This window comes from Nocardioides panacis (assembly GCF_019039255.1).
In the GTDB taxonomy this organism is placed as follows: domain Bacteria; phylum Actinomycetota; class Actinomycetes; order Propionibacteriales; family Nocardioidaceae; genus Nocardioides_B; species Nocardioides_B panacis.
In genome coordinates this window covers 1,582,313-1,596,501 of the sequence record NZ_CP077062.1, presented here as the reverse complement: position 1 = coordinate 1,596,501, position 14,189 = coordinate 1,582,313, and the positions used below count along the sequence as shown (strand labels likewise).

The 14,189-nt window shown below is 72.7% G+C and carries 11 protein-coding genes; 5 read left to right on the top strand and 6 right to left on the bottom strand.

Annotated elements, in window-relative coordinates; genetic code table 11:
- Positions 1–9 precede the first annotated feature (9 nt).
- Positions 10–1,233, top strand: a complete 1,224-nt coding sequence (gene serB, locus KRR39_RS07690; RefSeq protein WP_216941461.1) for a phosphoserine phosphatase SerB — start codon at positions 10–12, stop codon at positions 1,231–1,233.
- Positions 1,234–1,267: 34 nt separating this feature from the next.
- On the opposite strand, the gene KRR39_RS07685 is transcribed toward serB, so the two are convergent.
- Positions 1,268–1,780 carry a SixA phosphatase family protein gene (locus KRR39_RS07685; protein WP_216941460.1) on the bottom strand — a complete coding sequence of 171 codons (513 nt, stop codon included), beginning with the start codon at positions 1,778–1,780 and terminating at the stop codon, positions 1,268–1,270.
- 49 nt (positions 1,781–1,829) lie between these two features.
- Between KRR39_RS07685 and KRR39_RS07680 the strand changes: the two genes are divergently transcribed.
- A complete protein-coding gene (locus tag KRR39_RS07680; protein ID WP_216941459.1) occupies positions 1,830–2,822 on the top strand; it encodes a cyanophycinase in 993 nt (330 codons plus the stop codon).
- Positions 2,819–5,575: a cyanophycin synthetase gene (gene cphA, locus KRR39_RS07675; protein ID WP_216941458.1), complete on the top strand. Its 2,757-nt coding sequence runs from the start codon at positions 2,819–2,821 to the stop codon at positions 5,573–5,575. Before KRR39_RS07680 ends, cphA begins: the two co-directional genes overlap by 4 nt.
- Here the strand turns inward: cphA and KRR39_RS07670 are convergent.
- Complete coding sequence (locus KRR39_RS07670) at positions 5,565–6,986, bottom strand: glycoside hydrolase family 30 protein (protein ID WP_216941457.1); 1,422 nt, start codon at positions 6,984–6,986, stop codon at positions 5,565–5,567. The two genes, cphA and KRR39_RS07670, sit on opposite strands and share 11 nt — an antisense overlap.
- A gap of 36 nt (positions 6,987–7,022) precedes the next feature.
- On the opposite strand from KRR39_RS07670, the gene KRR39_RS07665 reads away from it, so the two are divergent.
- The gene (locus KRR39_RS07665; protein WP_216941456.1) at positions 7,023–9,416 is read left to right on the top strand and encodes a glycosyltransferase; all 2,394 of its coding nucleotides are present in this window, start codon (positions 7,023–7,025) and stop codon (positions 9,414–9,416) included.
- On the top strand, positions 9,413–10,666 hold the full coding sequence (locus tag KRR39_RS07660; protein WP_216941455.1) for an acyltransferase family protein: 1,254 nt from the start codon (positions 9,413–9,415) through the stop codon (positions 10,664–10,666). Before KRR39_RS07665 ends, KRR39_RS07660 begins: the two co-directional genes overlap by 4 nt.
- On the opposite strand, the gene KRR39_RS07655 is transcribed toward KRR39_RS07660, so the two are convergent.
- From KRR39_RS07655 to KRR39_RS07640, 4 genes are all read right to left on the bottom strand, one after another.
- Positions 10,657–12,132 (bottom strand): Mur ligase family protein, encoded by a 1,476-nt coding sequence (locus tag KRR39_RS07655; protein ID WP_254185588.1) that lies wholly within the window; start codon positions 12,130–12,132, stop codon positions 10,657–10,659. The genes KRR39_RS07660 and KRR39_RS07655 overlap by 10 nt on opposite strands.
- 253 nt (positions 12,133–12,385) lie before the next feature.
- Positions 12,386–13,156 carry an enoyl-ACP reductase FabI gene (fabI, locus tag KRR39_RS07650; protein WP_216941454.1) on the bottom strand — a complete coding sequence of 257 codons (771 nt, stop codon included), beginning with the start codon at positions 13,154–13,156 and terminating at the stop codon, positions 12,386–12,388.
- Positions 13,157–13,212: 56 nt separating this feature from the next.
- Complete coding sequence (gene fabG / locus KRR39_RS07645; protein ID WP_216941453.1) at positions 13,213–13,917, bottom strand: 3-oxoacyl-ACP reductase FabG; 705 nt, start codon at positions 13,915–13,917, stop codon at positions 13,213–13,215.
- A 38-nt stretch (positions 13,918–13,955) separates the two neighbouring features.
- A complete protein-coding gene (locus KRR39_RS07640) occupies positions 13,956–14,168 on the bottom strand; it encodes a dodecin (protein WP_216941452.1) in 213 nt (70 codons plus the stop codon).
- Positions 14,169–14,189: the final 21 nt, after the last annotated feature.

Genomic DNA, 14,189 nt, shown 5'->3' with positions numbered 1-14,189 from the left:
GGGCGCGACATGGACGAAGACGACCCGAAGACCCTGCTCATCACGCTGACCGGCAAGGACCGGCCGGGTGTCACGTCGACGGTCTTCTCGACCCTCGCCGCGTTCGGCGTCGAGGTCCTCGACATCGAGCAGATCCTGCTGCGCCGTCGGCTGGTGCTCGGCGTGCTGGTCACCGTGCCCCGGGACTGGAAGGCGCTGCGCGGCGCGCTGGAGCGGGTCGCCGACGACCTGGGCATGCAGGTGGACGTCGACCGCGGCACCGGTGACAACCGCAGCCGTCCCGAGGGCCGCAGCCACGTGACGGTGCTCGGCATGCCGCTCAAGCCCGCGGCCGTCGCCGCGATCGCCGGGCGGATCGCCGACACCGGGGCGAACATCGACCGGATCGAGCGGATGGCGCGCTACCCGGTCACCGCGATCGAGCTGCACGTCTCCGGCGCCGACCCCGACCGGCTGCGCGTGACGCTCGCCGAGGAGGCTGCGCGCCAGTCGGTCGACGTGGCCGTCCAGCCCGCCACCCTGCTGCGGCACGGCATGCGGCTGGTCGTCATGGACGTCGACTCGACGCTGATCCAGGGCGAGGTCATCGAGATGCTGGCCGCGCACGCCGGCTGCCTCGACGAGGTCACGGCGGTGACCGACCAGGCGATGCACGGCGACCTGGACTTCGAGGAGTCGCTGCGCGCCCGGGTGCGGCTGCTCGCCGGCCTGGACGCGTCCGCGCTGGACCTGGTGTACGACGACCTCGAGCTCGCCCCGGGCGCCCGGACGCTGGTCCGCACCCTGAAGCGGCTGGGCTACCGGTTCGCGATCGTGTCCGGCGGCTTCACCCAGGTCACCGACCGGATCGCGGCCGACCTCGGGATCGACTTCGCCGCGGCCAACGAGCTCGAGATCGTCGACGGCCGGCTGACCGGGGGGATCGTCGGCCGGGTCGTCGACCGGGCCGGCAAGGCGGAGGCGCTGCGCCGCTTCGCCGCCGAGGCCGGCGTGGCCGAGGGGGCCACGGTCGCGATCGGCGACGGCGCCAACGACCTCGACATGCTGTCGGCCGCCGGCCTGGGCATCGCGTTCAACGCCAAGCCGGTCGTGCAGCGGGCCGCCGACACCGCGGTCAACGTCCCCTACCTCGACTCGATCATGTACCTGCTCGGGATCAGCCGCGAGGAGGTCGAGGCCGCCGACGCCCTCGACGGCGTCACCACCCCCGAACCACCCCTGGCGCGGCGCTGACCCGGGCACCGGTGGGTGCGCCGGACCGGTCTGGTCAGGCGGGTTGGTGGAAGGCGACGACCCGGGCGGTCTCGGGGCCGAGGTCGGCCCACGGGACACCGACGTCGAGCAGCGCGACGGCCCCGGGCGGGAAGCCGTGCAGCAGGTCGGACAGGGCGGCAGGGTCGCCCTCGCCGTCGTCGAGGAAGTGCACCAGGAACCCGGCCGTGGGGTTGTGGCCCACGAACATCACCGTGCCGGCGTCGGCCGGTGCGGCCCGCAGCGCCTCGAGGACCACGTCCGGGCTGCCGGAGAACACCGCGTCGTCGAACGAGACCTCGCAGTCCGTGAAGCCGGCCGCCTCGACGACCGCGTCCCAGGTCTGGCGGGTGCGCACCGCGGAGGACACCACCGCGTAGTCGGGGGCGACCCCGAGCCCCCGCAGGTGCGCCCCGGAGTCCCGCGCCCCGGCCAGTCCACGGTCGGTCAGGGTGCGGGCATGGTCGCTGGACGCGAAGGGCTCGGCCTTCGCGTGCCGCATCACGATCAAGCGCCGCCGGTCAGTCACGGGCCAACTCTGGCACCCCGTAGGCTGCGCTGCATGCCGAACGGTCCAGATGCCAGCGAAGCCGACATCGACAGACAGGACTCCCCCCTCAGGACCCGGGCCACTCATCGCCATCGGCGGTGCCGAGGACAAGCTCGGCCGCCGGACGGTGCTGAAGACCTTCCTCTCCCTGGCCGGCGGCCGGGACGCCAAGATCGCCGTCATCCCGACCGCGAGCTCGCTGGGGCCCGAGGTCGTCGAGGTGTACGACGCGCTGTTCCGCAAGCTCGGCGCGGCCGACGTCGTCGCCGCCCGGCCGGACAGCCGGGAGGCCGCCGAGGACCCCGAGGTGGTCGGCCTGCTCGACGACGTCACCGGCATCTTCATGACCGGCGGCAACCAGCTCAAGCTCTCCGCGATCGTCAACGGCACCGCGTTCGGCGAGGCCATCAAGGCCGCCCACGCCCGCGGGGTCGTCGTCGGCGGGACCAGCGCCGGTGCCAGCATCCAGAGCTCGCACATGGTCGCGTTCGGCACCGGCGGCTCGACGCCCAAGCAGCGGATGACCCAGCTCGCGGCCGGCCTCGGCCTGATCCGCGACGTGGTCATCGACCAGCACTTCGGGCAGCGCAACCGCTACGGCCGGCTGCTGATGCTGGTCGCCCAGAGCCCGGGCCTGCTCGGCATCGGCGTGGACGAGGACACCGGCGCCGTGATCACCGAGGAGAACGGCGCGGAGATCATGCGCGTCGTGGGCCGCGGCGTGGTCACCGTGTTCGACGGCCGCAACGTCGTGTCGAACGCCCACGAGGCCCGTCGTACCGCTCCCCTGCTCGCCTCCGGGGTCCAGCTGCACGTGCTGCCGGCCGGCTCGGCGTTCAACCTGACCGAGAAGACGCTGGTGCGCGAGGCGCCGGTCGTGGACCCCGGCGAGGCCGAGGAGCTCGCGGTTGCGGGTCGCGACCTCAAGCGGTTGGCTCGGGACATCGCCGCGGGCGACATCTCGCCCACCGTGCTGCGCCGCCGCCGTGCCCGCCAGTCGGCCGAAGGAGATCACGTATGAGCACCCCGTCCCCCGACCTGTCCATCCTCGAGACCCGCGTCTACCGCGGCGCGAACGTCTGGTCCTACGACAAGGCGATCCACCTCGTGGTGGACCTCGGGTCGCTCGAGGAGTTCCCGACCAACACGCTGACGGGCTTCACCGACAACCTGCTGCAGCTGCTGCCCGGCCTGCGGGAGCACTCCTGCTCGCGCGGCCGGCGCGGCGGCTTCGTCGAGCGGCTGAACGAGGGCACCTGGCTGGGTCACGTCGCCGAGCACGCCGCCCTGGCGCTGCAGCAGGAGGTCGGCCACGACATCCGGCGCGGCAAGACCCGCTCGGTGAAGGGCCGGAAGGGCCACTACAACATCGTCTACGGGTACGTCGACGAGCAGGTCGGCATCGCGGCGGCACGGCTCGCCGTCCGCCTGGTGAACCACCTCGTCGAGGCCGACCCGGAGTTCGACTGGGACAAGGAGCGCGAGGCCTTCATCCTGCGCGCCGAGCGCACGTCGTTCGGCCCGTCCACCCAGGCGATCATCGACGAGGCCGTCTCCCGCGACATCCCCTGGATCCGGCTCAACCAGCACTCGCTGGTCCAGCTCGGCCAGGGCGTCCACCAGAAGCGGATCCGCGCGACGATGACGTCGGCCACCAGTGCCATCGCCGTCGACGTGGCCTCCGACAAGGACCTCACCACCCGGCTGCTCGGCGCCGCCGGCCTCCCGGTGCCCAAGCAGGAGTCGGTGCGCACCGCCGACCAGGCCGCCACCGTCGCCGAGCGGATCGGCTTCCCGGTCGTCGTGAAGCCGCTCGACGGCAACCACGGCCGGGGCGTCTGCCTGGACCTCAAGGACGCCGACGACGTCCGCGCGGCGTTCCCGATCGCCAAGGACCAGTCCCGCCGGGGCGTGGTGATCGTGGAGTCCTACATCACCGGGCGCGACTACCGCTGCCTGATCATCGACGGCCGGCTCGCCGCGGTGGCCGAGCGGGTGCCCGCGCACGTGATCGGCGACGGCCGGAGCAGCATCGAGGACCTCGTCGAGCTGACCAACGCCGACCCGCGCCGCGGCGTCGGCCACGAGAAGGTGCTCACCCGGATCAAGGTCGACGACGCAGCGGTCGCGCTGCTCGCCGACCAGGGCTACAAGCTCGGCGACGTGCCGCCCGCCGGCGAGACGGTCAAGCTCACCCTGACCGGCAACATGTCGACCGGCGGCATCTCGATCGACCGCACCTTCGAGGCGCACCCCGAGAACGTCGAGATCGCCGAGGAGGCCGCCCGGATGGTCGGCCTCGACATCGCCGGCATCGACTTCATCTGCCCCGACATCACCGAGCCGGTCCGTGAGACCGGTGGCGCGATCTGCGAGGTGAACGCCGCCCCGGGCTTCCGGATGCACACGCATCCGACCATCGGCGAGCCGCAGTTCATCTCCAAGCCGGTCGTGGACATGCTGTTCCCGCCCGGTGCCCCGAGCCGCATCCCGATCGTGGCCGTCACCGGCACCAACGGCAAGACCACGACGTCGCGGATGATCTCGCACATCTTCAAGGGCATGGGCCGCAAGGTCGGCATGACCTCGACGGACGGCGTGGTCATCGACGAGCGCCTGGTGATCCGCTCGGACGCGTCCGGGCCCAAGTCGGCCCGGATGGTGCTGCAGAACCCGCGCGTGGACTTCGGCGTCTTCGAGGTGGCCCGCGGCGGCATCCTGCGCGAGGGACTCGGCTACGAGCGCAACGACGTCGCCGTGGTGCTCAACGTGCAGCCCGACCACCTCGGCCTGCGCGGCATCGACACCGTCGAGCAGCTCGCGGACGTCAAGGCGGTCATCGTCGAGGCGGTCCCGCGCGACGGTCACGCCGTGCTGAACGCCGACGACCCGCTGGTCCGCGCGATGCGCCGCAAGTGCTCCGGCCAGGTCGTCTGGTTCTCGATGTCCGAGCCCGGCTCGGAGGAGCGCGAGATGATCGACGCGCACTGCCGTCGCGGCGGCAAGGCGCTCGTCCTCGAGCCCAGCGAGCGCGGCGAGATGATCGTGGTCAAGCACGGTCGCCGCGAGATGCAGCTCGCCTGGACCCACCTCCTGCCGGCGACGTTCGGCGGCAAGGCCCGGATGAACGTGCAGAACGCCCTGGCGGCCGCGGCCGCCGCGTTCGCGGCCGGTGCACCCCTGCACGACATCCGGCAGGGCCTGCGGACCTTCTCGACGAGCTACTACCTCTCCCCCGGCCGGCTCAACGAGGTCGAGGTCAACGGGGTGCAGGTCATCGTCGACTATTGCCACAACGCCCCCGGCATGAAGGCGCTCGGCGACTTCGTCGACCGGGTCGGGGAGAGCATGGCGACCACCAGTGACCTGGGCCGGCCGTCGCGGATCGGCGTGATCGCCACCGCCGGCGACCGGCGCGACGACGACATGCGGGAGCTCGGGGCCATCGCGGCCCAGCACTTCGACGTCGTCGTGGTCCGCGAGGACGTGTCGCTGCGCGGCCGCGAGCGCGGCGCCACCGCGGAGCTGGTCGCCGAGGGCGTCCGGGCCAGCCGGGACGCCGGCGCGCGCTGCAAGCAGCTGGAGATCGTCCTCGACGAGATCGAGGCGGTCCGGCACGCGATGTCGCGCGCCAACCCGGGCGACCTCGTGGTGGTCTGCGTCGACAAGCACCCCACGGTGATGTCCGAGCTGGAGAACTGGTCGAACCAGGCCCAGGCCGGCTCCGGGCAGACCACCGACGGCCCGGTGGGCGACCCCGACTTCACCACGTGAACGTGGCCAGCGCCCCCGCCGGCAGCCGGTAGCCGAAGGTCCGGTCACCGGTGCCGACCCGGACGTCCCGCGTGCTGCCCCCGTCGTTGAAGACGACCAGCACGTGGGAGCCGTCCGGGTTCCGGAACGCCACGGTGTCCAGGTGCGAGCCGGAGCGGGCGGTGGCACCGATCACCCGCGCGCCCGGCGTGACGAACCGTCCCAGGTGGCCGAACGCGTAGTACGTCGGGCTGGGGGTGACCGTGCCGGTCGCCGGGTCCACCGTGACCAGGCCGCGGCAGTCCTGGCAGCCGCCGTGCGTCGGACCGCCCCGCGGGTCGAGGGCGAGGTTCCACTTCACCAGCCAGGCCGCGCCGTTGCGGACCGCGCCGACGAGCATCGTGCGCGCCTCGTAGCGCAGCTCGCGCGCGAAGCCGCCCGACCACGCTCCCCCGCTGCACTCGCTGACGGACACCGCGACGCGTGGGTGCCGGTCCCGCAGCTCGCGCAGCGCCGCCACGTCCCCGCGGTAGCAGTGGAACGCGACGCCGTACACCGCCTGCCGGGTGGCCGGGTCGGAGAGCAGCGCGTCGGCGTCCGGCCAGCGGTCGAAGTTGTCGTCGAGCGCCCACAGGTGCAACCGCAGCCCGGCCCGTCGCAGGGCCGGCGCCACGTGGTCGCGCAGCAGGGTGCGCTGCTGCTCGGTGTCCAGCGTCATCCCGGGGTACGACGCAGGCGAGAAGCTCGGCTCGTTCTGCACGGTCAGCCCGCGCACCGGGACGCCGGCGTCGAGGTAGGCGCGGGCCGCGCCGACCAGGTAGTCCGTGTAGGCGCCGGCGTCCTCGGGGCGCAGCGACCCACCGACCAGCGACCCGGTGGTCTTCATGGCGGCCGGCGCGCTCCACGGGCTGAGCACCACCGCGAGGGACGGGTCGAGCCGGGCGGCCTCCTGCAGCAGCGGCAGCACGTGGTCCTCGTCACGGCCCGGGGCGAAGGAGAAGTCGCTGGTCGAGAAGTCGTTGCTGCCCACCGGCTGGCGCAGCACGGAGAGCCCGATCCCCTTCCCTGGTTGGAAGATGTCGCGCATCACACGTGAGCGCACGGCGTCCGGCAACGTGTCGAGCAACACGGCGGAGGACCCCGTGATCGATGCGCCGACCCCGAAGAACTGCTGGTAGCGTCGTCCGTTCTCGACGACGATGTCGGGTTTGCCGGACCTTCCGGTGACGAACGGGACCGGGCCACGGTCGGACAGCTTCTCGCTGCCGGACGCCGTGGTGACCCAGGCGCGCACCTCAGGTGCGGAGCCGGAGCCCTCCCGGGTGGTCGACGTGCACGCGGCCACGAGACAGCACCAGACGACCGCCACGGCCACCGCCGCGCGACCGAGCCCGCTGCGGGCCGCGCCGCGACCACCTTCCTGAACGTTCATCGTGACCACCCTGCCAGAGGAGACCGAGTGACAGCCTTGACCTCACGCCCCCTCTCCACCCCGGACCAGACCCCGGACGAGACCCCGGGCCAGCCGCTCTCCACCGTGCTGCTGGTCGACGACAGCCCCTTCGCCGACGAGGCCCGGGCGGCCCTGCGCGCGTGCGGCTTCGTCGTCGTGGACCGCCGTCCCGGCGAGCACCCCCTCGCGGCCTTCTCCCGGCTGCGTCCGGACGTCGTCGTCGCCTCCGTCGGCGGCCACGGCCCCGACGGGCTCGACCTGCTGCGCCGGCTGCGCGAGGCGCGGCCCGGCCGCACCGTGCCCGTGCTGCTGCTCACCAGCGGCGACGAGGAGGAGGTGCTGACCGGCCTCGCGCTGGGCGCCGACGACTGCCTGCCGCCCAGCGTCTCCGGCGTGGAGCTGGCCGCCCGCGTGCGGTCCAAGACCGCCCGTCCCCCGGTCCCGGCCTCCCTCGTCAGCCGGGACCTGCGCACCGGCCTGCTCTCCGAGACGACCTTTGTCGACGAGGCCGGCCGGGAGCTCGAGCGCGGCCTCCGCGCCCGCCGCAACGGCGGCCTCGGCATCGTCGAGCTGCAGGAGATGCCCCGGCTGCTCGACCGCTTCGGCGGCGGCGCGGCCACCCAGATCGCGACCCAGGTCACCGAGCTGATCGCCGACTCCCCCGAGGGGCTGGAGCGCGCCGGTGTCGACCGCGACGGCCGGCTGCTCCTGCTGCTGCCGGAGTCCGGCCCCCAGGAGGTCGAGCGACGGCTCGGCGCCCTGGCCCGGCGGATCGCCGCGACCCGCTTCGCGCTCGGCAACGAGGACGTCGTCCGGGTGACCCCGGTGACCGGCTGGACCTCGTTCGCCACCGCCTCCAGCGGCGCGCAGCTGCGCGACCGGGCGCTGAGCGCCGTGCGGGTGGCCGGCGACCACCTCGACCTGCTGCCCGTGGAGTGGACCCCGTCGCTCGAGCCGGCCACCGACCCCGACCGTCGCGGTCCGGGCCGGCTCCGCCGCTCCGCGGCCACGGTGGGCAACCGGCTCCGGCTGCCCGCGCAGTTCCTGCTCACCCTGGTCCTGGGCGTGGGCCTGCCGTTCCTCGGCTACCTCGCCCTCGGCGCGGTCGGCTGGGACGTCTCCGGGATCGCCTACTGGGTGGTGATGGCTGCGCTGCTGGTCACCGCCGGCGCGATCTGGCTCGAGGGGTTCTACGCCCTCGACCCGCAGCGTCCGCCGGACGAGCCGGGCGCCCCGCACCCCGGCGCGACCGCGGTGATCGCGGCGTACCTCCCCAACGAGGCCGCCACGATCGTCGACACCGTCGAGGCCTTCCAGCGCGTCGAGTACCCCGGGCCGTTCCAGATCCTGGTCGCCTACAACACCCCGCACCCGATGGCCGTCGAGGACGAGCTGTGGGAGATGGCCCGCCTCGACCCGCGGATCCTGCCGCTCAAGGTGGAGAACAGCACCTCGAAGGCGCAGAACGTGAACGCGGCGATGAGCCACGTCACCGGCGAGTTCGTCGGCATGTTCGACGCCGACCACCACCCCGAACCGGGTGCGTTCCAGCGCGCGTGGCGCTGGCTGTCCAACGGGTACGACGTCGTGCAGGGGCACTGCGTGATCCGCAACGGCGACGCCTCCCTGGTGGCCCGCACCGTCGCGGTCGAGTTCGAGTCGATCTACGCCGTCAGCCACCCCGGCCGCGCGGCCCTGCACGGCTTCGGCCTGTTCGGCGGCTCGAACGGCTACTGGCGCACCAGCCTGCTGGCCGAGACCCGGATGCACGGCTCGATGCTCACCGAGGACATCGACTCGACGCTGCGGGTGCTGGCCGCCGGCGCGAAGATCGCCTCCGACCCGGCGCTGATCTCCTACGAGCTCGCCCCGACCAACGTGACGTCGCTGTGGAAGCAGCGCGCCCGCTGGGCCCAGGGCTGGTTCCAGGTCTCCCGCAAGCACCTGCGGCTGACCATCGCCTCGCCGCACCTGAGCCTCCGCCAGAAGGGCGGGCTGGCGTTCCTGCTGGGCTGGCGCGAGATCTACCCGTGGCTGTCCCTGCAGATGTTCCCGGTGCTGGCCTACACGGCCTACCGCGAGGGCGGGATCACCCAGCTCGACTGGCTGGCCCCGGCGCTCCTGCTGACCACGCTGTTCACGCTGGCCGTGGGGCCGGCGCAGACGCTGTTCGCCTGGCGGCTGGCCGTGCCCGAGATCCGGGAGCGCTCCTCCTGGTTCTGGAGCCACCTGCTGGTGTCCTCGGTGGTCTACACCGAGTGGAAGAACATCATCGGCCGGATCGCCCAGGTGAAGGAGCTGGTCGGGGAGGCCCAGTGGAACGTCACCCCCCGCTCCGCCGGCACGACCGACCGCAGCACGGACCGCAGCACCGACACCGCACGCGACCACCAGGAGGTGAGCGCATGACCACGCTGAGCACCGACCGTCCCGCCGACGTCACCCCCACCGACTCCGAGGCCGGCACCCGGCCCCGCTCCGGTTCCCCCGAGGGCGCACCCAGCCGCGGGCGCGCCCGCGAGCTCGAGGGCTACCGCGGGCTCGTGGGCCTGACGATCGTCGTCTTCCACGTCTTCCAGTACGCCGCCCAGAGCGGCCGCGAGCTGAACCCCGTGCTGGGCGCGCTCGCGCGGTTCGAGACCGTCGACATCCTGTTCCTGATGTCGTCGTACCTCCTGACCCTGTCCTACGCCCGCGCGGCGCTGGACCGCACCCCGGTGCGACCCGCCCGCCAGTTCCTGTTCCGACGGGCGGTCCGGATCCTGCCGCTCTACTGGATCGGTGTCACCGTGGTGTGGGCGATCCGCAACCCCGCCCTGCCCGGCGACTGGCTCGACCTCGTCGAGCACCTGCTGTTCCTCCAGGTCTTCGACCGGGAGCGGATCTTCTACACCGTGGGCCCGACCTGGTCGATGAGCCTCGAGGTGATCTTCTACGGCGTCCTGGTGCTGCTCGGGCCGCTCGCGGTGCGCGCCTGCACGCGCCTCGGTTCCCGCCGCCGCCGGGTGCAGCTGCTCGCTTCCGGGGCCGCCGTGCTCACCGTCGTGCCGTTCGTCTGGAACTCGGTGGCCTTCCTGGCCCTCGACATCCCGTTCGACAACTGGCCGGCCTACTTCGGCCCGCAGGCCCGGTTCGGCGCCTTCGGCGCCGGCATGCTGCTCGCCGTGATCGCCGCCGCCCGCCAGGGTCGGCCGCTGCTCTCCGGTGCCGCCCCGGCACTGGTGCGCTGGCTCGGCGTGGCCGTCGTGCTCGGCGGCGCCCTGCTGTCCGACCCGGGCACCTGGGGGCAGGTCGTGTTCCACGACTTCGCCGCCGTCGGCTGGTTCCTGCTGATGGCCAGCACCGTGCTCGGCGCACCCGGGCAGCTGTGGTCGAGGATGCTGTCCTGGCGGGGGATCACCTGGCTCGGCCTGATCAGCTACAGCACCTACATGTGGCACGAGCCGCTGATGATGCTGTTCCAGCACTGGGGCCTGATCGGTCGCGCCGACCAGGCGCTGCCGCTCACCCTGGCCATCGTGCTGGCCGGCTCGGTCGCCGTGGGCTGGGTCAGCTTCCGGGTCATCGAGCAGCCGACCAGCAAGCTCCGGATGCTGCGCGACCGGGACGGTCGTCCCCGGGAGTACTACCCGGACCTGGTCGGCAGGCCTCAGGCCTGAGCCGCCGCCGCACGCACCTTGTCGCGCAGCGTCTCGGGGGCGTCGACCGTGAACCCGTGGGCCGCCAGCCAGTCGTAGACACCCTGGCGGTCCTCGTGGCACATCAGCGCGACGACGTCCCCGGGACCGGCCTGCGCGACGAGGGCGGCCAGCCCAGCCACCTCCGTGGGGTACGCCGGGACGTCCTCGACGCCCACCCGCGCGGCGCCGGACCGGAACAGCGCGTCGAGCTCCTCGGTGGTGCGGCCGCGCAGGTACTTCTCCTTGTGCGCGACCACCACGACGTCCGCGTCGCGGGCGCCCATCTCCCCGAGCCGGTCGACGAGGTCGTCCTGCCGGTCCCCCACCGCGCCCAGGCCGAGCAGCAGCCGTGAGCCCGGTCGACGTACGCCGTTCATGATCTCGATCAGCGCCTCGAGGCCGGCCTCGTTGTGCGCGAGGTCGATGACCACGCTCACGTCGTCGTGGGAGAAGAAGTTCATCCGGCCCGGGTTGTGCGCGGGGTCCGGGCGGAACGACGTGAGCCCCTCGACGACGGCCGCGCGCGGCAGCCCGACCGCCAGCGCCGCGGAGGCGGCACCGAGGGCGTTCTCGACGTTGAACCGGGACAGCCCGGCCAGCGTCATCGGGATGTCGACGACCTCCACCAGCGGGTCGGCGTCGCTGTCGGGGTAGAGCACCGAGAGCCAGCCGTCGATCACCGTGGTGGCGCGCCCGCCCTCGGACAGCGTCTCCCGGATCGCCGGCGAGTCGGGGTCGCGGGAGAACACCCACGGCGTGGCCTTGATCGACCTGCGCGTGGCGTAGACCCGGGGGTCGTCGCCGTTGAGCACCGCCCAGCCCGAGGCCTTGGTGATCCGGGGTACGACGCCCTTGACCTCCGCGAGCTGGTCCAGGGTGTCGATGCCGTGCAGCCCGAGGTGGTCCGCGGAGACGTTGGTGAACACCGAGACGTCGTTGTGGGTCAGCCCGATGCCCTTGAGCAGGATGCCGCCGCGCGCGGTCTCGGTGACCGCGAGCTGGACCTGCTTGTGGGCCAGCACCCGGCCGGCGCCGGACGGACCGGAGTAGTCGCCGGCCTCGACGAGCTCGCCGTCGACGTAGATGCCGTCCGTGCTCGACCAGCCGACGTGCAGGCCGTGCGTGCGGGCGATGTGCGCGACCATCCGCGAGGTCGTGGTCTTGCCGTTGGTGCCGGTCACCGCGACGATCGGCACCCGCGGCCGCAGCGTGGTGGGTCCGGGGCCGGGGTCGGACGCGCGCACCGACTCGGCGGCGTGGCTGACCAGCTCCTCGAGGTCGGGGCTGAGCAGCGAGTCGAGCACCTCCGCGACGGCCCGGCCGAGCGCCTGGGCGCGGGTGCGGTTGCGCCACGGGAACGCCACCACGACCTGGTGCACGTCGTTGGTCGGCCGGACCCGCAGCGCGAGCCGCGTCGTGCCCGCCTCCGCCGCGATCTGGCGCACCAGGCGCTCGATCGCCCGGGCCGCGAACCGCTGCCGGAAACCGCTGCCCGGCGCCCCCCGGACGGGCCTTCAGCAGGCCGATCCGGGTGGCGAAGCGCATGGCCACCCACTCCTGCGCGTCGATCAGCGCGCTGAGGTCCAGGGTCAGCTTGATCGCGGCGCGCGGGAAGTAGAGGTTCGGTCCTTCGAGGACCCGGAGCTCGACGAGTGCGGAAGTCACCGCACGGACGCTACCGGGGCCGGTGCGCGCCCCTCACGCCCCCATGGCGTGGTAGCCGCCGTCCACGTGCACGATCTCGCCCGTGGTCTTCGGGAAGAAGTCGCTGAGCAGCGCGACGACGGAGCGGGCGGTGGGCTCCAGGTCGGCGGGGTCCCAGCCGAGCGGGGCCCGCGCCTCCCACTCGTCCTCGAACTTCTCGAACCCCGGGATGGCCTTGGCCGCCAGCGTCTTGAGCGCACCGGCGCTGACCAGGTTCGAGCGGATGCCCAGCGGACCGAGGTCGCGGGCGAGGTAGCGGTTGCACGACTCGAGCGCGCCCTTGGCGACGCCCATCCAGTCGTAGCCGGGCCAGGCGACCTGGGCGTCGAAGGTCATCCCCACCACGCTCCCGCCGGGCCCCATCAGCGGCAGGCAGGCCGTGGTCAGCGACTTGAGGGAGTACGCCGAGACCTGCACCGCCTGCGCCACGTCCTCCCACGGCCCCTCGAGGAACTTGCCGCCCAGGATCGTCGCCGGGTTGCCGTAGGCGATGGAGTGCACGACGCCGTCGAGGCCGTCGACGTGCTCACGGACGGCGTCCGCGAGCCCGGCGAGCTGCTCCTCGTTGGTCACGTCGAGGTCGAGCACCGGCGGCTCCGTCGGCAGCCGCTTGGCGATCCGCTTGGTGATGCCGAGGGCCCGGCCGAAGTTCGAGATCAGCACCGTCGCCCCCTGCTCCTGCGCGACCTTCGCGGTGGCGAAGCCGATGGAGGTGTCCAGGGTGACGCCTGCGACCAGGATCCGCTTGCCCTCGAGAATGCCCATGCCGTCGTGCTCCTTCTGGTTGGTGTGCGTCGCGTGCGGGATCTGCCGGGACCTGCTCAGTGCCCCATGCCCAGGCCACCGTCGACGGGGATGACCGCCCCGGTGACGTAGGCCGCGCCGTCCGAGGCGAGCCACTGCACGACGGCGGCGACCTCCTCGGTGCTGGCGTAGCGGCCGAGCGGGATCTGCTCCTTGTACCGCGCCTGGGTCTCCTCGGGCAGCACGGCGGTCATCTCGGTCTCGACGAACCCGGGGGCCACCACGTTGGCGGTGATGGACCGGCTGCCGAGCTCGCGGGCCAGCGAGCGGGCCATGCCGACCAGCCCGGCCTTGCTCGCCGCGTAGTTGACCTGGCCGGCGGACCCGAGCAGCCCGACGACCGAGGAGATGAAGATCAGCCGGCCGCGGCGCATCCGGAGCATGCCCTTGGTGGCCCGCTTGGCCACCCGGAAGGAGCCGGTGAGGTTGGTGTCGATGACGCGGGACCAGTCGTCCTCGCTCATCCGGAGCACCAGCGTGTCCGCGGTGATGCCGGCGTTCGCGACCAGCACCTCGACCGGGCCGTGCGCGGCCTCGATCTCGGTGAACGCCGCCTCGACCGAGGCGGCGTCGGTGACGTCGCAGCGCACCGCCAGCACGCCCTCGGGCGGCTCGCCGCTGCGGTAGGTGATGGCCACCTGGTCCCCGTTGGCGACGAACGCCGCCGCGATGGCCTGGCCGATGCCCCGGTTTCCCCCGGTGACGAGTACCGATCTGCTCATGCGTCGAGACGCTATCGGCTACCGGGCGGTATGCGGAATCACTCGTCCTCGAGACGGAAGCCGAGCTTGAGGCCGACCTGGAAGTGCTCGACGGTGTTGTCCTTGACCTGGCCCCGGACCTGGGTGACCTCGAACCAGTCGAGGTGCCGCAGGGTCTGGGAGGCCCGCTCGATGCCGTTGCGGATGGCCTGGTCGATGCCGTCGGGCGAGGTGCCGACGATCTCGGTGACGCGGTAGACACGGTTGGACATGGGTCCTCCATCGGTCGGGCT

Bases quoted from the DNA above. Each gene is read 5' to 3' on its own strand.
- KRR39_RS07640 (WP_216941452.1), bottom strand. From the start codon at position 14,168: ATGTCCAACCGTGTCTACCGCGTCACCGAGATCGTCGGCACCTCGCCC.
- fabI (WP_216941454.1), bottom strand. From the start codon at position 13,156: ATGGGCATTCTCGAGGGCAAGCGGATCCTGGTCGCAGGCGTCACCCTG.
- KRR39_RS07670 (WP_216941457.1), bottom strand. From the start codon at position 6,986: ATGAACGTTCAGGAAGGTGGTCGCGGCGCGGCCCGCAGCGGGCTCGGT.
- cphA (WP_216941458.1), top strand. From the start codon at position 2,819: ATGAGCACCCCGTCCCCCGACCTGTCCATCCTCGAGACCCGCGTCTAC.
- fabG (WP_216941453.1), bottom strand. From the start codon at position 13,917: ATGAGCAGATCGGTACTCGTCACCGGGGGAAACCGGGGCATCGGCCAG.
- KRR39_RS07660 (WP_216941455.1), top strand. From the start codon at position 9,413: ATGACCACGCTGAGCACCGACCGTCCCGCCGACGTCACCCCCACCGAC.
- KRR39_RS07680 (WP_216941459.1), top strand. From the start codon at position 1,830: ATGCCAGCGAAGCCGACATCGACAGACAGGACTCCCCCCTCAGGACCC.
- serB (WP_216941461.1), top strand. From the start codon at position 10: ATGGACGAAGACGACCCGAAGACCCTGCTCATCACGCTGACCGGCAAG.